At 74.3% G+C, this 20994-nt stretch carries 16 protein-coding genes; 11 read left to right on the top strand and 5 right to left on the bottom strand.

Annotation, left to right across the window (positions count from 1 at the left end; genetic code table 11):
- Positions 1–22: 22 nt before the first annotated feature.
- Positions 23–646 (bottom strand): allophanate hydrolase subunit 1, encoded by a 624-nt coding sequence (locus ACGFMP_RS30020; RefSeq protein ID WP_393676395.1) that lies wholly within the window; start codon positions 644–646, stop codon positions 23–25.
- Positions 647–665: 19 nt separating this feature from the next.
- A complete protein-coding gene (locus ACGFMP_RS30015; RefSeq protein ID WP_393676393.1) occupies positions 666–1475 on the bottom strand; it encodes a LamB/YcsF family protein in 810 nt (269 codons plus the stop codon).
- A 141-nt stretch (positions 1476–1616) separates the two neighbouring features.
- On the opposite strand from ACGFMP_RS30015, the gene ACGFMP_RS30010 reads away from it, so the two are divergent.
- Genes ACGFMP_RS30010 through ACGFMP_RS30000 form a run of 3 tightly spaced genes read left to right on the top strand, consistent with a single transcriptional unit; the run spans position 1617 to position 9197 of the window.
- Positions 1617–3125 carry a hypothetical protein gene (locus ACGFMP_RS30010; RefSeq protein ID WP_393676240.1) on the top strand — a complete coding sequence of 503 codons (1509 nt, stop codon included), beginning with the start codon at positions 1617–1619 and terminating at the stop codon, positions 3123–3125.
- On the top strand, positions 3122–4054 hold the full coding sequence (locus ACGFMP_RS30005; RefSeq protein WP_393676239.1) for a hypothetical protein: 933 nt from the start codon (positions 3122–3124) through the stop codon (positions 4052–4054). Before ACGFMP_RS30010 ends, ACGFMP_RS30005 begins: the two co-directional genes overlap by 4 nt.
- Positions 4055–4106: 52 nt before the next feature.
- Entirely contained in the window at positions 4107–9197 is a 5091-nt protein-coding gene (locus ACGFMP_RS30000) for a hypothetical protein (RefSeq protein ID WP_393676237.1), read from the top strand.
- A gap of 181 nt (positions 9198–9378) precedes the next feature.
- Here the strand turns inward: ACGFMP_RS30000 and ACGFMP_RS29995 are convergent, their stop codons facing one another.
- A complete protein-coding gene (locus ACGFMP_RS29995) occupies positions 9379–9804 on the bottom strand; it encodes a hypothetical protein (RefSeq protein WP_393676236.1) in 426 nt (141 codons plus the stop codon).
- A 164-nt stretch (positions 9805–9968) separates the two neighbouring features.
- Between ACGFMP_RS29995 and ACGFMP_RS29990 the strand changes: the two genes are divergently transcribed.
- The 4 genes from ACGFMP_RS29990 to ACGFMP_RS29975 all read left to right on the top strand — a co-directional run bounded on the left by ACGFMP_RS29990 (position 9969) and on the right by ACGFMP_RS29975 (position 14057).
- Entirely contained in the window at positions 9969–12527 is a 2559-nt protein-coding gene (locus ACGFMP_RS29990; RefSeq protein WP_393676234.1) for a nitrate- and nitrite sensing domain-containing protein, read from the top strand.
- Entirely contained in the window at positions 12524–12946 is a 423-nt protein-coding gene (locus tag ACGFMP_RS29985; protein WP_393676233.1) for a roadblock/LC7 domain-containing protein, read from the top strand. Before ACGFMP_RS29990 ends, ACGFMP_RS29985 begins: the two co-directional genes overlap by 4 nt.
- Positions 12947–12981: 35 nt before the next feature.
- Complete coding sequence (locus ACGFMP_RS29980; protein WP_393676232.1) at positions 12982–13374, top strand: DUF742 domain-containing protein; 393 nt, start codon at positions 12982–12984, stop codon at positions 13372–13374.
- A gap of 71 nt (positions 13375–13445) precedes the next feature.
- Positions 13446–14057, top strand: coding sequence for an ATP/GTP-binding protein (locus ACGFMP_RS29975; protein ID WP_393676230.1), 612 nt, complete (start codon positions 13446–13448; stop codon positions 14055–14057).
- Positions 14058–14123: 66 nt separating this feature from the next.
- On the opposite strand, the gene glpK is transcribed toward ACGFMP_RS29975, so the two are convergent.
- Positions 14124–15665, bottom strand: coding sequence for a glycerol kinase GlpK (glpK, locus tag ACGFMP_RS29970; protein ID WP_393676228.1), 1542 nt, complete (start codon positions 15663–15665; stop codon positions 14124–14126).
- Positions 15666–15929: 264 nt separating this feature from the next.
- Between glpK and ACGFMP_RS29965 the strand changes: the two genes are divergently transcribed.
- The 4 genes from ACGFMP_RS29965 to ACGFMP_RS29950 all read left to right on the top strand — a co-directional run bounded on the left by ACGFMP_RS29965 (position 15930) and on the right by ACGFMP_RS29950 (position 20179).
- Positions 15930–16826: an NUDIX domain-containing protein gene (locus ACGFMP_RS29965; protein WP_393676226.1), complete on the top strand. Its 897-nt coding sequence runs from the start codon at positions 15930–15932 to the stop codon at positions 16824–16826.
- Complete coding sequence (locus ACGFMP_RS29960) at positions 16823–17854, top strand: molecular chaperone DnaJ (RefSeq protein WP_393676224.1); 1032 nt, start codon at positions 16823–16825, stop codon at positions 17852–17854. Before ACGFMP_RS29965 ends, ACGFMP_RS29960 begins: the two co-directional genes overlap by 4 nt.
- 70 nt (positions 17855–17924) lie before the next feature.
- Positions 17925–18836, top strand: coding sequence for a hypothetical protein (locus tag ACGFMP_RS29955; RefSeq protein ID WP_393676222.1), 912 nt, complete (start codon positions 17925–17927; stop codon positions 18834–18836).
- Positions 18836–20179 (top strand): adenylosuccinate synthetase, encoded by a 1344-nt coding sequence (locus tag ACGFMP_RS29950; RefSeq protein ID WP_393676220.1) that lies wholly within the window; start codon positions 18836–18838, stop codon positions 20177–20179. Before ACGFMP_RS29955 ends, ACGFMP_RS29950 begins: the two co-directional genes overlap by 1 nt.
- On the opposite strand, the gene ACGFMP_RS29945 is transcribed toward ACGFMP_RS29950, so the two are convergent.
- The gene (locus ACGFMP_RS29945; RefSeq protein WP_393676218.1) at positions 20104–20922 is read right to left on the bottom strand and encodes a M15 family metallopeptidase; all 819 of its coding nucleotides are present in this window, start codon (positions 20920–20922) and stop codon (positions 20104–20106) included. The genes ACGFMP_RS29950 and ACGFMP_RS29945 overlap by 76 nt on opposite strands.
- Positions 20923–20994 lie beyond the last annotated feature (72 nt).

Below are 20994 nucleotides of genomic sequence, written 5' to 3'. Positions count from 1 at the left end.
GCCCCGGGACCCGGTGGCGGCGTCATGCGTCCGCCCGGACGAAGCGGACCTCGGTGCCGGGGGAGAGGAGCGCGGCCGGGTCGCGGGCCGGGTCCCACAGCGGAGCGTCCGTGGTGCCGATCAGCTGCCAGCCGCCGGGGGACGACCTCGGGTAGAGGCCCGCGTAGGGGCCCGCGAGCGCCAGCGAGCCGGGCGGGACCGCCGTGCGCGGGGTCGGGCGGCGGGGGACGTGGCGCTCGGCGGGCAGGCCGGTCAGATACGCGAAGCCGGGGGAGAAGCCGCAGAAGGCCACCCGGAAAGGCGTCGCGGTGACGATTCCGGGCAGCTCGGCGGGCGTCACCGCCCACAACTCGGCCACCTCCGCCACGTCCGGGCCGTCGAAACGCACCGGCACCTCCCGCAGTTCGCCGTGGCCCGCCTCGACCGGCGGCACGTCCCAACCGGACACCGCGGCGGCGAAGGCCCGCGGGTCGGCGAGGCCGCCGACCAGGACGGTCCGCGCGGCCGGCACGATCTCACGCACCTCGGGGAACTCGCCGGCGGCCCGCCGCCGCAGCAACTCGGCGTGCAGTGCCTGCGCGCGCTCACCGTCCTCGGTCTCGACCAGCACCGCGCCGCGACCCATCGCCAGCACCCGGCACTTCACGACCACGTCACCCCGCTCCTCATACGAACGCCGCCACCCGCAGCCCGGCCGCCTCCAGCGCCTGCCGCACCCGGGCGGCGAGTTGCGCGGCGCCGGGGGTGTCACCGTGGACGCACAGCGAGCGGGCCGCGATCCGCACCGTCCGCCCGTCCGCCGACGTCACACCGCCGCCGGAGGCGATCCGGACCGCGCGGGTCACCACCGCGTCCGGCTCGCCGATCACCGCCCCCGGCTCGCGGCGCGGCACCAGCGTGCCCTGCGCGGTGTAGGCGCGGTCGGCGAACGCCTCGGCCACCGTCGCGAGCCCGGCACCGGCCGCGGCGGACAGCAACCGCGAGCCTGGCAGGCCCAGTACGGGCAGCCGCCCGGCGAGCACCACACCCTCGACGATGGCGGCGGCCTGCTCCGCGTCGTGCACCGCCCGGTTGTACAGCGCCCCGTGCGGCTTCACGTACGCCACCGCCGCGCCTGCCGCCCGCGCGAAGACCTCCAGCGCCCCGATCTGGTAGGCGACCTCCGCGGCCAGTTCGCCGGGCGGCACGTCCATCGAGCGCCGCCCGAAGCCGGCGAGGTCGCGGTAGGACACCTGCGCCCCGATCCGCACCCCGCCCGCCGCGGCCAGCTCGCACACCCGCCGCATCGTCGCCGGATCACCTGCGTGGAAGCCGCAGGCGACATTCGCGCTGGTGACCACCGAGAGCAGCGCCTCGTCGTCCGTGAGGTGCCACCGCCCGAAACCCTCGCCCAGATCGGCGTTGAGGTCCACGGCCCCGCCGCCGCCCCCTCCGTCGGCCCCGGCGCCGACCGCACCGCTGCCCGCGTCCGCCATGGTGATCCGCCCGTCGTGTCCACCGCTGCCGTAGGATGCCCGCGGTCCGATCATGGCATCCCGCACCGACAACGCGTGCCCGCCCCGTGGCGATCCGTGCCGTTTCGTTCGTTGTCGGTGGCACCGCCTAATGTGTGGGGCGTGACCATCACTGTCCCGTACCCCCTGCCGGGCGCCGCCCGGCCGGCCCCGGGCCCCGCCGCGGACGAGGGCCTGGCCCGCCGGCTCAAGGCACTCGCCTGCACCGCGCCGCTGCACGACCTCGACGCCCGCAAGGCCAACCTCGCGGGCGAGTATTCGGTGTACGCCATGGCAGAGGTCGCGCTCGCCACGATCGACCTGGTCACGCTCAACATGGACTTCGACACCGGCGCCGACCACGACCAGATAGTGGCCAGGCTGCTGCCCCGGGTCGCCGCCCAGGCCCCCGCCCGCGGCCATGCGGAGCACGAGCGGGTCGCCCGCTGGGTGCTGGAGAACCTGATCAACGTCGGCAGTGCCGACCGAGGATTCCGCGCCGTCTACGGGACGTTCGGCGCGGACGGCGCCTACGTGCGGCGGGACTACGACTTCAAGCTGATCGAGGAGGTGCCGGGCCCCGGCGGCAGCGTCTACCTGCGCACCACCGACGAGGCGGTCAACGTCCTGGTCGGCGCCCTCGACACCGACGTCACCAGCGCCCAGATCGCCGCCGAGGTCAAGCTGGAGGTGCTGATCAGCCGCGGCAGGCTCGCCGACGCCCAACTCGCCGCCGAGCAGGCCCGCTACCGCACCGTGCAGTATGCCGAGACGCTGCGCCGCACCCTGGAGGCGACCCGGCGCAACGTACGGGCGGTGGACTGGCTGCGGCAGGTCCCTGACATGATCGCCGAGGCCCTCGACCACGTCGCCGACCGCTACCGCCATGAGAACGCGATCCTCACCAACATCCGCAAGGCGCGCGACGAGGCGGAGGAGCCCGAGCACAAGCGGCGGGCCGCCGAGCTGGTCGACATCGTGAAGGACTGCATCAGGCGGCACACCCAGCTCCAGTCGCGGCTGCTGGAGGCCGGGCCGCTGTTCAGGGCCGAGCAGGACCGGCAGGCCTTCGCCGCGCCGCCCGCCCGCGCGGGGCTCGACCTGTACGGCCAACTGGTCGCCCCGCTGCTGCCGCTGCCGGTGGAGCAGGCCTCGCGGGTCACCGACGCGTTCTTCGCGCGCGGCACCGGCCTGCGCACCCCGACGGCGGTCCGGGTCGCCGACCTGGTCGACCTGCTGCTGACCCCGCCGCTCGAACGCGACCACCTCGGCGCCGAGATGCCGGAGCCCGACCTCGTCGCCACCCCGGACGACAGCCGCTTCTCCGACGAGCAGCTGGAATCCGCCCTCGACCTGCTCGACCTGCCGCACGACGCGCCCCGCCGGCTGTCGGGGCTGCTCGCGGAGGCCCGCCGCCGCGATCCCGACCTGCCGTATCTGGTGGCGCTGCTTGCCCTGCACGCCGCGTCGCCACCTGTCGGCACCGCGGTACGGCAGGGCGAGCCGCAGGTCCTCTTCGCGGTCGACGACGGCACCGAGCTGGACGACCCCGACTTCGGCGGCGCCGACCTCGTCCTCGGCACCGCCCGCCTCGCCGCCCGCCCCGCGGACCCGAAAGAGAGAAAGACGTGAGCGACCACCGCGACGACGGGACCCGCCCCGGGGACGGCGTCCGCGCCGGCGGCAGGGAAGGAGGGCCGGCGGAGGGCCCGCGCGACAAGGAGAGCCCGCCGCTGACCCCGGCAGACGTCGCCGACGCGGCCCGGCTGGTCGGGTTCGGCCTCCAGCCCAAGCTGCTGCCCGCCCGCGACGCGGAGTACGCCGAACTCGTCAGACGCCACCGCGAGGACCCCGCCTTCGCCCGGATCGCCGACGCGGTCGCCGCCGGGCTCGGCCTGGTCGTCCTCGAGGTGTCGCCCCGGGCCGGCATGGCCGTCGCCGCAGGCGAGGACTCGGTCTTCGCGGTCCGTATGGGCGACTACGCCCGCAGGGCCGCCTCCGACGCGGGCGACCGCTTCCTGCACGGCCTGGCACATCTGGCGGCGGCCGCGCTGGCCTTCCCGCGCCCTGAAGACCTCGCCGACGACGGCTACATCGGCCGGATCACCGTCAACGGGGTGGACGCCTTCGTCCGGCAGGCCTGCCGCCGGCTGGAGGAGCGCGCCGACGAGACCGGGGAGAACACCGACCCGGCCAGCGAAGCCCCCGGCCTCGAAGCGGCCTGGCGGGTCTACGCCCGGCGCACCGCGACCGGTGCGACCAAGGACGCCAGGCGGCTGGCCGGTTCGACGACCGGAATCATCGGCAAGGCCGTCGCCTTCCTCGTCGACTCCGGATTCCTCCAGCGCACCGGCGACGAGTCCGGCGGCACGTACCGCACCACCGCCCGCTACCAGCTCCAGGTCCGGGACATGGCGGGCAGCGCGGCCATGGCAGAACTCCTCGACCTCGGCGTCGTGCCCGTCACCGACGGCAGCGCCAGCCTGCTCCCCGCGGCCGCCTCCGACGACGGTGCCGACCTCGCCGCCGACGCGGGACTCCCCTTCCACACCTCCGCCTGACACCGTCTCCGCCCGAGCCCGCCTCCCCTACCCAGCCACGAGAGTCCGCCGCATGTACGAGCTTTCCCGACTCCGCCTCTACTCCATCGGGCCCGCCGGCGCGCGTTACGCCGACACCGTGCTCGACCTGCGGGGTGTCGGCGAACCGGTGCCGCAGCCCGCACCGGCGCAGGGCGACTTCTTCGCGGACGAACCGGCCGGTCCGCCGCGCCGCCCGGCCCCCGCCGGAGTGCTCTTCCTGGAGAACGGCGGCGGCAAGTCCGTCCTGCTCAAGCTGATCTTCTCGGTGATGCTGCCCGGGCACCGCAACACGCTCGGCGGCGCCAGTTCCGGTGTGCTGCGCAAATTCCTGCTCGCCGAGGACTGCGGGCACGTCGCCCTGGAGTGGCAGCACACGCTGACGGGCGAACTCGTGGTCGTCGGCAAGGTCAGCGAGTGGCGCGGCCGCCAGGTGTCGGCCGACCCGCGCAAGTTCGCCGAGGCCTGGTACTCCTTCCGTCCGGGCCCCGGCATGAGCCTGGACTCGCTGCCCGTCGCCGAATCCACCGCCGTGCGCCCGCCGGTCGAGGGCGCCTCGGGGGCCCGCGGGCGGCGCCGCACCATGAAGGGCTTCAGGGACGCGCTCACCGAGGCGGGAAAGGCGTACCCGCATCTGGACGTGGTGTGGGAGGAGATCCACGACCGGTGGAACGAACACCTCGGCGAGCTCGGCCTCGACCCCGAACTCTTCCGCTACCAGCGCGAGATGAACGCCGACGAGGGCGAGGCCGCAGGGCTCTTCGCGGTCAAGAAGGACTCCGACTTCACCGACCTGCTGCTGAGAGCAGTCACCGACACCCGTGACACCGACGGCCTCGCCGACCTCGTGCACGGCTTCGCGGGCAAGCTCGGCCGCCGGGCGGAGCTCACCGCGGAGCGCGACTTCACCGCCGGCTCGCTCGACCTGCTGGAGCGCATCGTCGACGGCGCCGAGGCCCGCGACCGGGCCCGTGCCGTGCACGCCCAGTCCGAGCGCCGCACCCGGGTGCTGGCCAGGCGGCTGTCGGCCCGCGCCCAGCAGGAGCGCGGCAGGACCGCGGAGATCGCCCAGGACATGGCGCGGGCCGCGCACTCCGTGACCGACGCGGAGCAGGCCCGCGCGGGCAGCGCGCTGATCGCTGCCGAGATCGCCTACCGGCACGCCTCGCTCGCGCTGGCCGCCGCGGACAAGGGGGCGGCGGCGCTGCGGCGCGAACTGGGCGACGCGCGCACGCTGCACGCCGCCTGGCAGGCCGCCGAGACCGTCCTGCGGCAGCGTGCTGCCGGCGACAGGCTGGAGCGGGTCAGCGCCGCGATCCGTGAAGCCGAGCGGGACGCCGCGCCCGCCCTCGCGGCCCGCACCACCGCCGCCGCCGAGCTGGTAAGGGCGCTGCACGGCGCCGCCGCCCGCGCCGAGCAGCAGGCCGACGCCGAGGAGGCCCGCTCGGCGGAGATCCAGGCGCTGTCCGAGACCGCGCACCAGGACGCGACCGCCGCCGCCACCGAGGCGCAGCGCGCCCGCAGCGAGGCCGGGCACCTCGCCCAGCGGCTCGCCGAGGTCGAGCAGGAGACCGCACAGGCCGTACGGTCCGGCTGGCTCGACGACTCGGCGCCGAACGCCGACCCCGCACGCGCCGCACTTGCCGCCGCCGACGCGGAGGAGTCGGCCGCCGCCCTCTTCAGGGCCGCCGCCGACACCGCACGTACCGAGGCCGCCAAGGCCCGGGAGGCCGCGGGCGCCGAGTCCCGTGCGGAGCTCGCGGCGGCCCGCGCCGCCGACGCCCTGTCCACCGCGGAGTCCGCGCTGACCGCGGCAACCGTCGCGGCCACCACCCTGACCACCGACTCCCGCCTGACCGCCCTCCTCAGCCTTCCCGCCGCCGGCCAGGCGTCCCCCCGCGGCGGTCAGGACCCCGCTCCGGCCGCGGAGCCCGCACCCGGCGACGCGGCGCGTCCTGCGACGGCGTCTGACGGGCCGTCCGACGCGCGGGACCCCGCAGGGGAGGCCCACCGCTCACCCGCCGTCTCCCGACCCCGCTCCGCCCCGGACGACGCCCCTGACGGCGCACTGACCGGCGCCGGCCACGCGTCCGGCGGCGTGCCCAGGGGATCCGACGGCGTGCCCGGAGACGGGCCGGGCGCGGCCCACCCGCCAGGTGCGACCCCCGGCGGACCCGCGGGCGCCCGCGGGGACCGGCGTGAGCCGGGCCGGCAGGCCGTACCCGCCCTCGGGGACGACGGCGGGATCAGCCCCGCGATGCTCGACGAATTCGCCGAGCCGCTGCGGGAGTTGCTCGACGGTGCCGTCGCCGCAGCGGAGCGGCAGCTGTTCGAGCTGCGGACCGCGGCGGCGGACGACGCGCGGATTCTCGGTGCGCTCGGCGACGGCGGCCTGCTGCCGCCGGGGCCCGACGTGCTGGCCACCGTGGAGTATCTGGGCGAGCACGGCATCCCGGCGCTGCCCGGATGGCGGTATCTCGCCCAGGCGGTCGACCCGGTCGACCACGCCATGGTGCTCGCGGCCCGGCCCGAGCTGGTCGACGGCGTCGTCGTGACCGACCCCGGCACCTATCAGCGGGCCAGGGACGTGCTGGCCCAGGCGGCACTGCTGCCCCGCTCCACCGTGGCCGTGGGCACCGCGGCGGCGCTGCTCGCGCCGCCGCCGGCCGCAGGCACCGAGCCTGACGTCTTCCTCGTACCGCCGAATCCGGCCATGCACGACGAATCCGCCGCGGACGGAGAACGCCTGGCCCTGCGGACCCGGGCCACCGCGCGCGAGGAGGAGATCAGGGCGCTCGCCGGGCGGCTCGCCCACGACCGCACGCTGGCGGCAGGGCTCGCCTCCTGGCGCGCCGCCTGCCCGCAGGGGCGGCTGGCGGAACTCGCGGCGGAGGCCGCGAGGGCCAGGGACACCGTCGAGCGCACCCGCGCCGAGCTGGCCGACGCGCGCGCCGCCCGTAGCGAGGCTGAGGCGGTCGCCGCGGAGGCGGCGCAGGAGAGCGACGCCCGCAGGGGCGCCGCCGAGCAGGCGCGCCGCGGCGCCGACGCGCTGGCGGGGCTCGCCCACCGGCTGCGGGAGCGGGCCAACTGGCAGCGCAGGGCCAGGGAATTGGCCGCCGACGCGGCAGAGGCCGAAGCCCGCGCCGAGTCCTGCCTGGCGCGGGCCCGTGCCGCCGACGAGGACCGCAGGGCCGCCCAGCGCGCCTCGGACGACGCCCGCCGCACCGCCCGCGTCCTGCGCGCGGAACGCGCCGAGATCGCCGGCGCCCCCGACGACGGCAGCACCGGCACGGACGGCGACGGCGCGGCGGCCACCTCGCTGCCCGCGCTGCGCGAGGCCTACCGCGCCGCCTCCGAGGTGTACGAGAAGGTCGGGGTCGGCGCCGACCTGCGGGCCGAGCAGGCGCGGGCGGAGAGCACGGAGAACGCCGCACTCGTCGAGCTGGACCGGCTGACCAACAAGGTGCGCAGCCGCGCCGCCCAGCTGCTGGAAGGACCCGACGGCTCGGACGGACCGTCCCGGCAGGCCGCGGCAGGGCGCGCGGAAGCGCTCGTACAGACCCTGGAGTCCCGGGCGTCGTCCGCCAGCGAACAGCTGGGCCGGCTCCGCGGCGAGGCCGAACGCCTCGCGCCGCCCGGCGGCGCGCCGCACCACACCGAGCTGCCCGAGGCCCTGCGGCCGCGCGACGCCGACCACGCGCAGGAGCTGCTGCGCGCGGCCACCACCGAAGTCGCCGCCCGTACCGACGCGTTGGAGCAGGCGACCGCCGCCCACGCCGATCTGGTCGCCGCGCACCGGGCCGCGGAGGACGCGGCGGGCGGTTTCGACGAGACCGCCGCGCTGCTGCGCGACCTGCTGCGGGACGGCGGCCCGCAGCACCACCAGGACGACGACGAGCCGCAGCCGTATCCGGGCAGCCAGGAGGCGGCCCGGCAGGCCGCGGCCGAGGCCAGGCGCAGCCTGCGCGGCTGCGCCGCCGACCTGTCGGCCGCCGAGACCCAGCTGCGCGAGTCCGCCGACGTCCTGGTCAGGCACGCCAACGCGGTCCGCTTCGAGCAGGTCAGGACACCGGCGAGGCAGCAGATCAGGGAGCTGCCCGGCGCCGCGCTGTCCGAGCACGCGGCGGCCTGGGCCGCGGCCTTCGCCCCTCGGCTGCGGGTGCTGACCGACGAGCTGGGCCAGTTGGAGCGCAACCGGGACATCATCGTGGACCGGCTGCGCGGCCTGGTCGAGTCCGCGCTCGCCACGCTGCGCTCGGCCCAGCGGCTGTCCCGGCTGCCCGAGGGGCTCGGCGAGTGGTCGGGGCAGGAATTCCTCCGGATCCGCTTCGAGGACCCCGACCAGGCGGTGCTCACGGAGCGCCTCGGCGAGGTCATCGACGAGGCCACCAGGTCCGCGCTGCGGAAGAATTCCGACCTGCGGCGGGACGGGATGTCGCTGCTGCTGCGCGCGGTCGGCGCGGCGTTGCAGCCGCGGGGCATCGCCGTGGAGATCCTGAAGCCCGACGCGGTGCTGCGCGCCGAGCGTGTGCCCGTCGGCCAGATGGGCGACGTCTTCTCCGGCGGCCAGCTGCTCACCGCGGCCATCGCGCTGTACTGCACGATGGCCGCGTTGCGGAGCAACGACCGCGGCAGGGACCGGCAGCGGCACGCGGGCACGCTCTTCCTCGACAATCCGATCGGGCGTGCGAATGCCACGTATCTGCTGGAACTCCAGCGCGCCGTCGCGGACGCCCTCGGAGTGCAGCTCCTCTACACGACCGGGCTTTTCGACACGACCGCGCTGGCCGAATTCCCGCTCGTGGTCAGGCTGCGCAATGACGCGGATCTGCGGGCGGGCCTGAAATACATCAGCGTCGAGGAACACCTCAGGCCCGGGCTTCCGGTGCAGGATCCGCAGGGTGAGCCGGTGCACGGCGAGATCACCGCGACCAGGATGTTCCGCCGCCCGTCCGAGACCTCCTCCACGGCCGCGCCCGCGGCCGCCGAGGAGGCCGCATCCCAGGGCGCTGAGGAGACCGGTCCGGGGACCGCGCCAGCCCCCGTCGCGGGGCCCCGTGACGCGCCCGACGAGGCCGCAGCGGCGGCCCGGGAGGGCCGCACCGGGCCCGCGTCCGGTCGTTAGGGCCTGTCCTGCGGATCTCGCCGGGCCCGCGGTGCCCGGTGCCGCACCGCACCGCGCTGCCGGGCCGTCCACGGACGACCCGGCAGGGGGACGGGCCTGCGCCTGGTGACGCACGGCACCGGGCACCGCCGGCCGATCCACCAGGATTTCGCCGGGCCGGCCGTGGCCGGCCGGCGTCGGGTCACACCCCCAGGTGCCACGGCTGGTGCCGCCGCCCGGGCGCTCCGCCCGAGGTCCGCGCCGCGGCGGGTCTCGGCTGCGGCCTGGCCCTGCGGGCCGCCCGCCGGGCGCTGCGCCGCTCCCGGCGCAGCGCCCTGGCCGCGCTGCTGGGGCTGGACACCACGCCGTTGCGCTGATTCCACACCTGCCGCGTCACCCACACGTCGAGCACCGCCCAGGTGGCGACGACCGCTGTCACCACGGTGGTCAGCAGCACCGGCGCGGCGAGCCACGACTGTCCGGCGGCGAGCAAGGCGTCGATGACCGCCTGAACCAGCGCGACAGCGGCTATCAGACCCGCCCGCACCGCGGCTGCCCGCACCGGGTCGGCCATCCGCGGCCGGCTGACGGTCTCTTCCACCCACACGGTCCGCCGTTGGAAGTCCATGAAGAGTGGCTGCCCCGAAACCTGCGGGTGCATTCCGGGGTACGTTTCGGCGCAGACCTGCCCAACCCACAGACATACTTTCGAGTTACCGCTGAGGCGGTAGTAGGCTCACGCCGTTTAAACAAGACAGACGCCCCCACCACGGGGGAGACGTTGGGGAGGCCATGAGCTTTCGCGGTACGACGATCCGCCGGAAGATCGTGGCGCTGCTGCTGATCCCTCTGGTGTCGCTGACGGTCATCTGGGCCCTCGCCGCCACGGTCACCGGCCGCGCGCTGCTGGACCGGCCCGATGCCCAGCGGGTGGTCCAGAACATCTTCTATCCCGGGACCGACGCCCTGCAGAGCCTCCAGCAGGAGCGCAGGGCGGCGATGATCTACGTGGCCAACACCCGGGACTCGCAGGCCAGGATCGGCTACAACAAGCAGCAGCAGGTCACCGACGCCTCGATCGCGAAGATGCGGACCCGGGTCGCCGCCTCGGGCGTACGCGGCGACCTCGGCTCCGATTCCCGCACCCGGCTGGACGCGTTCCTGAGCACCGTCGAGGGGCTCAGCTCGCTGCGGCAGCGCGCCGACGACGGCCGGATCAGCCGCAACGACGTCTACCAGGCGTACAACGCGATGACGGAGCCGATCTTCCAGCTCTTCGACTCCGTCCACCCGCACAACAACATCAAGGTCGACGACGAGCACCGCGCGATCGTCCAGCTCGAGCGCGCCCGCGACGAGATCAGCCACGAGGACGCGCTGATGGCGGCGGCCATCAGCACCGGGCACATGAGTGCGGCGGAACTGCGCTCCTACACCTTCGCGGTGGCGGAGCAGCGCAACTACTACGACGGCAGCCTCTGGCTGCTGAGCGACGAACAGCGCGCGCCCTACGACGCGTACTGGAAGACCGGCAACGGCAAGGCGCTGCGTGCGGCCGAGGACGCGGTGATCGCCGGCGGTGTCACCGACGCCCCGATCGTCGCGGCACAGCTGACCTGGCCGGGGCTCGCCGCGACCTCCATGGAGGACCTGGGCCGGCTCCTCGGTGTCACCAACACCGAGCTGATGGGGCGCTACCAGCCGGTCGCGACCACGGCGATCGTCGAGGCGGCCTTCGTCGGCGGTGTCGGCCTGATCGCGGTGATCGCCTCGCTGCTGGTCTCGGTGCGCATCGGCCGCGGCCTGATCAGGGACCTGACCGGGCTGCGCAGGGAGGCCCAGGAGGTCTCCGGCGCCCGGCTGCCGCGTGTCATGCGGCGGCTGGCGGCCGGTGAGCAGATCGACGTCGAGACCGAGGTGCCGCGGCTGGAGTACGCGGACGACGAGATCGGCCATGTCGGCAAGGCGCTCAACACCCTCCAGCGGGCCGTCGTGGAGGCCACCGTCCGGCAGAACGACCTCCGCAAGGGCGTCTCCGAGGTCTTCGTCAACCTCGCCCGCCGCAGCCAGGTGCTGCTGCACCGCCAACTCACCCTGCTGGACGCCATGGAGCGCCGCGCGGAGGGCAGCGAGGAGCTTGCCGACCTCTTCCGGCTCGACCACATGACCACCCGCATGCGGCGGCACGCCGAAGGCCTGGTCATCCTGTCCGGCGCGGCCCCCTCCCGGCAGTGGCGCAAGCCCGTCCAGCTGATGGACGTGGTCCGCGCCGCCATCGCCGAGGTCGAGGACTACGAGCGGATCGAGGTGCGCAGGCTGCCGCGGCTGGCCGTCGCAGGCGTCGCGGTCGCCGACCTCACCCACCTGCTCGCCGAACTCATCGAGAACGCCGCGGTCTTCTCGCCGCCGCACACCACGGTCAAACTGCACGGCGAGCCGGTGGCCAACGGTTTCGTGCTGGAGATCGACGACCGCGGCCTCGGCCTGACACCCGACGCCCTGCTCGAAGCGAATCTGCGGCTCGCGGAGACGCCCGAGTTCGAACTGTCGGACACCGACCGGCTCGGCCTGTTCGTGGTCAGCCGGCTCGCCCAGCGGCACAGCGTACGGGTCTCGCTGCGGCAGTCGCCGTACGGCGGCACCACCGCGGTCGTCATGATCCCCGAGACGCTGCTCAGCGACACAGGTGACGACACCGGAGGCACCGCGCTGCCCGGGGTCCAGCAGCCGCTCGGCCTCGACACGGCGGGCGACACCGAGCACACGTTCCGGCAGTGGGGTCTCGAAGGCGTGGACGACATCGGAGGCGAGCACCACAAGGAGCACGCCCAGCACCAGGAGGAGCCCCTGAGCACGGCCTTCGGCCGGGGGCTCGACGCGCTCGACGACCAGGACGGGCCGGCGGCCCCGGGCGCCGACGAGCAGGCCCCCGCCGCCCCGCTCCCGCTGCCGCGCCGCCGGCCCCGCTCGGCGACGGCCCAGCAGGTGCCGCGCTCTGTGGCGGCCGTACCGTCCTTGCCGCGCCCGCGGCAGGAGCAGGACGCGCCCGCGGCGCCGGAGCCGCAGGCGGAGGGCGCGGACGCCGCGCTCCTGCTGCCCCGGCGGGTCAGGCAGGCCAGCCTGGCACCGCAGTTGCGCGTGGAAACCGAACGGACGGGCAGCGGTGACGCGGCACGCGGCGGCGGACCCGAGCGGTCGGCCGACGAGGTACGCGACCGGATGTCCGCGATCCAGCGCGGCTGGAAGCGTGGCCGCGAAGCAGCAGAGGCCGAGCCGGACGGCGGAGCAGCCCCCGGCGACGACCCATCGACGACAGCACCGAGAACGACACCTGAGGGGAACGGTCGATGACCGCAGCATCGAGCCCGACACGCGAGCTGAGCTGGCTTCTGGACGATCTGGTCGCGCGGGTCGCCAGTATCCGCAAGGCCCTGGTGCTCTCGGGGGACGGCCTGGCCACCGGCGCTTCCGGCGGTCTGACACGGGAGGACTCGGAGCACCTGGCGGCGGTGGCCTCCGGCTTCCACAGCCTGGCCAAGGGCGTCGGCAGGCACTTCGACGCCGGCCGGGTACGCCAGACCATCGTGGAACTGGACGACGCCTTCCTGTTCGTCACGGCGGCGGGCGACGGCAGCTGCCTCGCGGTGCTCGCCGACGCGGACTCCGACGTCGGGCAGGTGGCGTACGAGATGGCACTGCTGGTCAAGCGGGTGGGGGTCCATCTGGCCGCCGCGCCGCGGCACAGCGGTGGCGAAGCACTCAGCGGCTGACCGACGGCGAGCAGGACACGGGGTGACAGGGTGACATGACGTCTGAATCGGACCGGTGGTACGACGACGCGGCAGGGCCGGTGGTAAGGCCCTACGCGATGACCCGCGGGCGTACGAGCCACGCGGCCGAGGCGAAGCTCGACCTGATCGCCCTGGTGATCGCACAGTCCGACGACGCGGACGCAGATGTCGACGACGACCGCACCCTGTCGCCGGAGCATCTGGACATCGTCGAGCGCTGCCGGTTGCAGGCGGTCTCGGTGGCGGAACTCGCCGCCGACCTCGACCTGCCGGTCGGTGTGGTCCGGGTGCTCATCGGCGACCTGCTGGAGGGGGGGCATGCCACCGTCCACCAGCCGGTGCCGCCGGCAGAGTTGCCGGACGAGAGCATTCTGCGCGAAGTCATCAACGGCCTGCGGGCGCTGTAGTGCCCGCTAGGCTGCCCGTACCGCGTGCCATCCCCACCAAGTCCCCATCTCAGCAGGGAAGTAGAAGAATCATGGCCATCGACCACGCCGAGCGCCGCCGCCAGCCTTCCGCCGCGGATCCGGTCGCGCTCAAGCTGCTGGTCGCCGGCGGTTTCGGGGTCGGCAAGACGACCCTGGTCGGCGCGGTCAGCGAGATCCGGCCACTGCGGACCGAGGAGGCGCTGAGCGAGGTGGGTCGCCCGGTCGACGACCTGGCGGGGGTGGAGGGCAAGCGGACCACCACAGTGGCGATGGACTTCGGCCGGATCACGCTGCGCGAGGACCTGGTGCTCTACCTGTTCGGCACCCCGGGGCAGGACCGCTTCTGGTTCCTGTGGGACGAGTTGGCGCAGGGCGCGCTGGGCGCGGTGGTGCTCGCCGACACCCGGCGGCTGCAGGACTGCTTCGCCGCGGTCGACTACTTCGAGCGGCGCGGCATCCCGTTCACGGTCGCGGTGAACTGCTTCGACGGTGCCCATCAGCACGCCCCGGCCGTCGTCACCGAGGCACTGGACCTCGACCCGGACGTGCCGGTGGTGCTGTGCGACGCGAGGAAGCGCGAGTCGGCCAAGCAGGTGCTGATCACGGTGGTCGAGCACGCGGCGGCGGTGGCGGCCGGCCGCCGCGCGCCGGCCGCCACCTGACAGCCGTCAGGTGGCGGCCGTACGGCTGCCGCCGGGCCACCTGGCAGCCGTCCGTCCCGCGCCGGATCATCCACCCTGGGCCACGGGTTCCGCGGGTTCGTCGTCGAGCCAGCCGAAGCTGCGCTCCACGGCCTTCTTCCAGCGCCGGTGTTCGCGTACGCGCACCGCGCCGGTCATCGACGGCTTCCAGCGGGTGTCCTCCCGCCAGTGCGCCCTGAGCGTGTCGGTGCCGTCCCACACGCCGGTGGCGAGACCGGCCGCGTAGGCGGCGCCGAGGCCGGTGGTCTCGGCGACCACAGGCCGGATCACCGGTACTCCCAGCACATCGGCCTGGTGCTGCATCAGCAGCCCGTTGACCGTCATCCCGCCGTCCACCCGCAGCTCGCCGATCCGTACCCCGGAGTCCTGCTGCATGGCGTCGACCACCTCGCGGGTCTGCCAGCTGGTCGCCTCGAGGACCGCCCTGGCCAGGTGCGCCTTGGTGACGTAGGCGGTCAGGCCGGTGACCACGCCGCGCGCGTCGGACCGCCAGTAGGGCGCGAACAGGCCGGAGAAGGCGGGTACGACGTAGGCGCCGCCGTTGTCTGGCACGCTCGCGGCCAGCGGTTCGATCTCGTCGACAGAGCGGATCACCCCCAGCCGGTCCCGCAGCCACTCCACCAGCGCCCCGGTGATCGCGATGGAGCCTTCGAGGCAGTAGACGGGCCGCTCGCCGCCCAGCTGGTGGGCGACCGTGGTGAGCAGGCCGCAGGCGGACGGCACCGGGCGCTCGCCGGTGTTGAGCAGCAGGAAACTGCCCGGGCCGTAGGTGTTCTTGGCCTCGCCGAGGTCGAAGCAGGTCTGCCCGAACAGCGCCGCCTGCTGGTCGCCGAGCGCGGCCGCCACGGGTACGCCCGCCAGCCGTCCGGTCGCGATGCCGTAGACCTCGGCCGAGGGGCGGATCCGCGGCAGGACGGACTCGGGGATGTCCATGGCGGCGAGGATCGCCGGATCCCAGTCCAGGGTGTGCAGATCCATCAGCAGGGTGCGTGAGGCGTTGCTGACGTCGGTGACGTGGACACCGCCCGCGGTGCCTCCGGTGAGGTTCCAGATCAGCCAGGAGTCGATGGTGCCGAAGGCGATCTCGCCGTGCTCCGCACGGTGCCGCAGGCCCGGCACGTGGTCGAGCAGCCAGGCGATCTTCGGCCCGGAGAAGTAGGGCGCGAGCGGCAGTCCCGTGGTGTCGCGGAAGCGGTCCTGCCCGTAGGTGCCGCCGAGTTCGGCGCACAGCGCCGCGGTGCGGGTGTCCTGCCAGACCACGGCGTTGTGCACGGGGCGGCCGGTGGAGCGGTCCCACAGCACCACGGTCTCGCGCTGGTTGGCGATGCCGAGGGCGGTCAGCTGGTCGGGGCGCAGTCCTGCCTTTGCCAGCGCGCCCGACGCCACGGCCTGGACCTTCGCCCAGATCTCGGTGGCGTCGTGCTCGACCCACCCGGGCCGGGGCAGGATCTGCCGGTGCTCGCGCCGGTCCGACGCGACGATCCGGCCCGCCGCGTCGAAGATCAGGCAGCGGGTGGAGGTGGTGCCCTGGTCGATCGCGGCCACATGGGTCGGACCGGTGTCGCTCATGTCACGCTCCCTTGCCCGGTCGGTGACGACCGTGTCGGGAATGGGCGCGCGGATCCCCGGTGTGCGCATCCCCCTCCCGCCGACCGGCGCCGCACTGCCGGAAGTGTTGCCCCGAGGTGACGGAGCGTCAAGCGGTCGTGCGGCACGGAATGTTCCCGCTCCGCCGTGGACGCGCCCTGCAGTCCGTGCTACGTTCTTCTCGCAGCGAGAAAGACTCACAGTGAGAATGATGGGCGACGACAGGTGGCGAGGGGAGTGGCGGGAATGGCGGAGCCGGACGGCACACAGGCGGAGCGGGACTTCCTGGCCGGTTACGACCCGCGCGCCTTCGACCCGATCGCCGTCACCGTGGACGTGGTGGCGCTGACGCTGCGCGCGGGCCGGCTCCAGGTGCTCGCCGTGGAGCGCGGCGGACCGCCATTTGCCGGCAGTTGGGCGCTGCCCGGCGGCTTCGTCAGAGCCGGCCGCGAATCGCTCGACGAGGCGGCGGCCCGCGAACTTGCGGAGGAGACGGGGCTGGACGCCGCCGCGCTCGGCAGGGTCCACCTCGAACAGCTGGGGTCCTACGGCAGCCCGCGGCGCGACCCGCGGATGCACGTCGTCTCGGTGGCCTACCTCGCCTTCGCGCCGGGCCTGCCGGACGCGCAGCCGGGCGGCGACGCATCGGGGGCGGCCTGGCTGCCGGTCGAGGCGGTATCACCGGACGAGGCAATATCACCGGACGGGCAACCGGATGCGGTACGTCCGCGTCCCTTCGAGCAGGGTCGGCGGACCGGAACCTACGGGGGTGGTACCGGCCGCCGGCCCCGTACCGATCACGGTGGCGGGCTCGCCTTCGACCACGCCCGCATCCTCGCCGACGGCCTCGAACGGGCCAGGGCGAAGATCGAGTACACCCCGCTGGCCACCGCCTTCCTCGACGAGACCTTCACCATCACCGAACTGCGTGCGGTCTACGAGACGGTGTGGGGCTCGCCGCTGCACGCCGGCAACTTCCACCGCAAGGTGCTGTCCGTACCCGGCTTCGTGGAGTCCACCGGCGAGACCGACTCCCGGCCCGGCAGCCGGGGCGGGCCGCGCGCCCGCCTCTACCGGGCCGGCGACGCCCGGCTGCTGCACCCGGCGCTGCTGCGCCCCGACCGCGAGGCGGGGGTGCGATGACCGCCGCAGGCAACCGACCCGCCGGCCCCGCCGACTTCGACGACGCCGTCGCCGCACTGGCCGACGGCTTCCCCGCCGACCCGCACGAGGCCGCCCGGCACTACCGCAGGCTCGCCCTCGTGCTGCACCCCGACACAGCGCCCGCGGCGCGTGCCGGGCGGGCCGCCGTCGCCTTCGCCCGGCTCACCGCGGCCTGGGAGGCGCGGGCGGGGCAGGAGACCGTCACCGGCCCCCGCCACACCTACCTGCTCGGCCCCGTGCTCGCGGAAGGCGGCCTCGCCACCGTGCGCAGCGCCCGCTACGACGAGGGCGGCGAGCGCCGCAAGGCCGTGCTCAAGATCCCCCGCAGGCCGCGGGACAACGACCTGATCGAACACGAGGCCGCCGTGCTCACCCGGCTGCGCACGGTCGGCGAGGCACGGCACCGCGCCTACGCCCCCACGCTCATCGAGAGCTTCAGGCGGCGGCACGACGACGGCACCGAGCACGTGGTGAACGCCCTCGCACCGCTCGACGGCTTCCACACCCTCGCCGATGTCGCCGCCGCCCACCCCGGCGGGCTCGACCCGCGGGACGCCGCATGGATGTGGCGGCGGCTGCTCACCGCGCTGGGCTGGGCGCACCGCGCCGGTCTTGTCCACGGCGCGGTTTTCCCCGAACACGTGCTGATCCACCCCGAGATGCACGGCCTGGTGCTGGTCGACTGGTGTCACGCCACGGCGACCGGCACCGATGTCCCGGTGCTGCTGCACCGGCACGCGGGCGACTACCCGGCAGAGATGACGGCCCACCTGCCCGCGACCCCTGCCACCGACATCCACCTCGCGTCGCGCTGCGTCGCCCGGCTGATCGGTGACCTGACACCGCCGCCGCTGCGCGCTTTCCTGCGCGGCTGCACCCTGCCCGAGCAGCACCGGCGCCCGCAGGACGGCTGGCGGCTGCTCGCCGAACTCGACGAGGTGCTGGAACGGCTCTACGGGCCGCGCACCTTCCGGCCCTTCACGATGCCGGCCACCCGCCCGGCGTGACCAGGCACACACCGCACCGCACCTCACTCACCACACTCACCACTCACCACTCACCACCAGGGGGATCACCATGGGCAGCGGAAGCTGGTCCACCAACGTCTACGACGCCGCCGCGCGCTACCGGGCGGCGGCCGGCACCGACGCCTTCGCCTACAGCGACCACGTCAGGCACACCGCGCCGCGCCACACCTGGCGCGCGCACCAGTCGCTCGACCCGCACGGCCTGACCGTCCGCGAGAGCCGCGACTCCGACGAGCACCCGAACTCCCTCGCCCTGGCCGTCCTCTTCGACGTCACCGGCTCCATGGGCGGCGTCCCGCGCACCCTGCAGACCAAGCTGCCCGACCTGTTCGGCCTGCTGCTGCGCAAGGGCTACGTCCAGGATCCGCAGATCCTCTTCGGCGCGGTCGGCGACGCGACCTGCGACCGGGTCCCGCTCCAACTCGGCCAGTTCGAGTCGGACAACCGGATGGACGACGACCTCGGCAACATCCTGCTGGAGGGCGGAGGCGGCGGCCAGATGACCGAGTCCTACGAACTCGCCCTGTACGCCATGGCCCGGCACACCGCCCTCGACTGCCACGAGAAGCGCGGGCGGCGCGGCTACCTCTTCCTCATAGGCGACGAGATGCCCTACGGCAAGGTCAAGGCCCGGGAGGTGCGCGCCGTGCTCGGCGAGACGATCCGGCACGACATCCCCGTCCAGGACATACTCGCCGAGCTCAAGCGCAAGTACCACGTCCACTACATCCTCCCGGCCGGCGCCTCGTACGCGGGCAACCCCGAGGTCCTCACCCTGTGGCGGCGCCTGCTGGGCCAGAACGTCATCGAACTCGACGACCTCGACGCGGTCTGCGAGACCATCGCCCTGACCGTCGGGCTCGGCGAGGAGGCCATCGACCTGGCCACCGGGCTCGCCGACCTGGCCGACGTCGGCTCCACGGCGGTGGACTCGGTCGCGCGGGCGCTGTCGGACCGGTGATGGGCAACCCCCAGGCCCGGCAGGGCCGGACGCAGCGGCACACCCTCGTCGTCGACCTCGGGTTCGGCGACGCGGGCAAGGGCGCCACCGTCGACCGGCTCTGCCGGGATGGCGGTGTCGCCGCGGTCGTCCGCTTCAACGGCGGCGCGCAGGCGGCCCACAATGTCGTCACCGCCGACGGCCGCCACCACACCTTCGCCCAGTTCGGCTCCGGCACCCTGCGCGGCGTCCCCACCCAGCTGTCCCGCTTCACCGCGGTCGACCCGCTCGCGCTGGCGGCTGAGGCTGACCACCTGCGCGCACTCGGCGTGCCCGACCCGTACGCACTGCTCGGCGTCGACCGGGCCGCCGCGCTGACCACGCCCTACCACGCGGCCGCGGGCCGGCTGCGTGAGCAGGCCAGGGGCGCGGCCAGGCACGGCTCGTGCGGGATGGGCGTGGGGGAGACCACCCGCTACGCGCTGGCCCACCCGGGCGACGCACCGACCGCGGGCGACTGCGCGTCCCGCCCCCGGCTGCTGCGCCTGCTGCGGCTGCTGCGGGACCGGCTCACCGACGAGCTGGGCCCGCTGGCCGCGCCGCCGGTCGAGGCGTGCGCCGAGGCGTACACCGCCTTCGGCCGCGCCGTGCGGCTCACCGGCGAAGACCGGCTGCGCGAACTGGCCGCACGCGGGCCGCTGGTCTTCGAGGGCGCCCAGGGCGTCCTGCTCGACGAGTGGCACGGCTTCCACCCGTACACCACCTGGTCGACCACCACCTTCGGCAACGCCGAAACGCTGCTGGACGAGGCCGGCGCCGCCGGCGAGGGGCTGCGGCTCGGTGTGCTGCGCACCTACACCACCCGCCACGGTCCCGGGCCGCTGGTCACCGAGGACCCCGAGCTGACCGCGCCGCTGCCCGAACCGCACAACGGTCACGGACGCTGGCAAGGTGCCTTCCGCGTCGGCCACTTCGACGCGGTCGCGCACGCTTACGCGGCCGAGGTCTGCGGGGGAGTGGACGCCCTGGCCGTCACCCATCTCGACGCCCCCCGCCGCTGCCGCGGCCTGCGGATCTGCCGCGCGTACGGCATCGACGGCGCCCTGGTCGAAAGGCTGCCGGCCGGACCGCCGGGCGACCTGGCGCGGCAGGCGGAACTGACCGGGCGGCTGCTGCGCGCGACGCCCGCGCTGTGGGACACCCCGGGCAGCGACCCGCGCCTGTGGAGCGAGGCGATCGGGTCACTGCTGGGGGCGCCGGTGCTGCTGGAGTCCTCCGGGCCCACCCGTCAGCGGGTCAGGGACCGCCGGTCCACGGGGAAGTCGAAGTACGTGTCGGGGAAGGGCTCCGCGCTGAGCGTGTAGTGCCACCACTCCTCGGGGAGGTTGGTGAAGCCTTGCGCCTCCATGGCGTTCATCAGCAGCATCCGGTTGGCGTGCTGCACCCCTTGGACGCGTGGATCGAGGGTGTGGGCGAGGGTGTCGAAGCAGTCGAAACCGGTGCCCATGTCCAGGGAGTTGTCGGGGAAGCGCTGGTCCTTCGGGCCGTAGCACGGGGTGAGCGGCTCACCGGGCCGGTAGGGGCGGGTGGGCCTGGCCGGCAGCGGGACGATCGTGAGGTCCGTGGTGCTGCCGCGGCTGTGCCCGGATTTCGCGGCGATGTAACCGTCCGCGAACAGGCGGGTCTTGTCGACCTGGGGGTAGAACTCCGCCTTCATCCTGGTGTCGTCCAGGTCCTCCGCCCAGCTGACGAAGGTGTCGACGGCGCGCTGCGGCCGGTAGCAGTCGTAGACCTTGAGGGTGTACCCGGTGCGCAGCAGCCGCACCTGCGCCCGGTGCAGCCCCTCGGCGGCAGCCCTGGTCAGGATGCACATCGGTGCGCGGTAGCCGTCGATCGGCGCCCCGGTGAAGTTGTGCGGGGTGAAATACCGCATCTCCTGGACGATCGTCGGATCCACGTCCCGCAGCGCGACGAACCCGGTGGGCGCCTTCGGCTCCCGGTGCCCAGGACCGCCCGACCGCGCCTGGGCCGGGCCGCCGGCGGCGACCGCGACCAGTGTGGCGAGGGGCAGGACGAGTGCTCGCAGTAGAGAGTTGAGTTTCGGCATCCCCATGGCCTATCAGGTCCTGGGGGTGCCGCGACAGGTGATCGGATACAGTCCGGGCGTGTCCGCTGCCGA

The organism is Streptomyces sp. NPDC049040 (genome assembly GCF_043197715.1).
In the GTDB taxonomy this organism is placed as follows: domain Bacteria; phylum Actinomycetota; class Actinomycetes; order Streptomycetales; family Streptomycetaceae; genus Actinacidiphila.
Note: the sequence above shows the minus strand (reverse complement) of the source record. Positions and strands in the feature narration are given on the sequence as shown.

Bases quoted from the DNA above. Each gene is read 5' to 3' on its own strand.
- ACGFMP_RS29960 (WP_393676224.1), top strand. From the start codon at position 16,823: ATGACCGCCGCAGGCAACCGACCCGCCGGCCCCGCCGACTTCGACGAC.
- ACGFMP_RS29955 (WP_393676222.1), top strand. From the start codon at position 17,925: ATGGGCAGCGGAAGCTGGTCCACCAACGTCTACGACGCCGCCGCGCGC.
- ACGFMP_RS30000 (WP_393676237.1), top strand. From the start codon at position 4,107: ATGTACGAGCTTTCCCGACTCCGCCTCTACTCCATCGGGCCCGCCGGC.
- glpK (WP_393676228.1), bottom strand. From the start codon at position 15,665: ATGAGCGACACCGGTCCGACCCATGTGGCCGCGATCGACCAGGGCACC.
- ACGFMP_RS29945 (WP_393676218.1), bottom strand. From the start codon at position 20,922: ATGCCGAAACTCAACTCTCTACTGCGAGCACTCGTCCTGCCCCTCGCC.
- ACGFMP_RS29980 (WP_393676232.1), top strand. From the start codon at position 12,982: ATGACGTCTGAATCGGACCGGTGGTACGACGACGCGGCAGGGCCGGTG.
- ACGFMP_RS29990 (WP_393676234.1), top strand. From the start codon at position 9,969: ATGAGCTTTCGCGGTACGACGATCCGCCGGAAGATCGTGGCGCTGCTG.
- ACGFMP_RS29965 (WP_393676226.1), top strand. From the start codon at position 15,930: ATGGCGGAGCCGGACGGCACACAGGCGGAGCGGGACTTCCTGGCCGGT.
- ACGFMP_RS29985 (WP_393676233.1), top strand. From the start codon at position 12,524: ATGACCGCAGCATCGAGCCCGACACGCGAGCTGAGCTGGCTTCTGGAC.
- ACGFMP_RS29950 (WP_393676220.1), top strand. From the start codon at position 18,836: ATGGGCAACCCCCAGGCCCGGCAGGGCCGGACGCAGCGGCACACCCTC.
- ACGFMP_RS30015 (WP_393676393.1), bottom strand. From the start codon at position 1,475: ATGGCGGACGCGGGCAGCGGTGCGGTCGGCGCCGGGGCCGACGGAGGG.
- ACGFMP_RS29995 (WP_393676236.1), bottom strand. From the start codon at position 9,804: ATGGACTTCCAACGGCGGACCGTGTGGGTGGAAGAGACCGTCAGCCGG.
- ACGFMP_RS29975 (WP_393676230.1), top strand. From the start codon at position 13,446: ATGGCCATCGACCACGCCGAGCGCCGCCGCCAGCCTTCCGCCGCGGAT.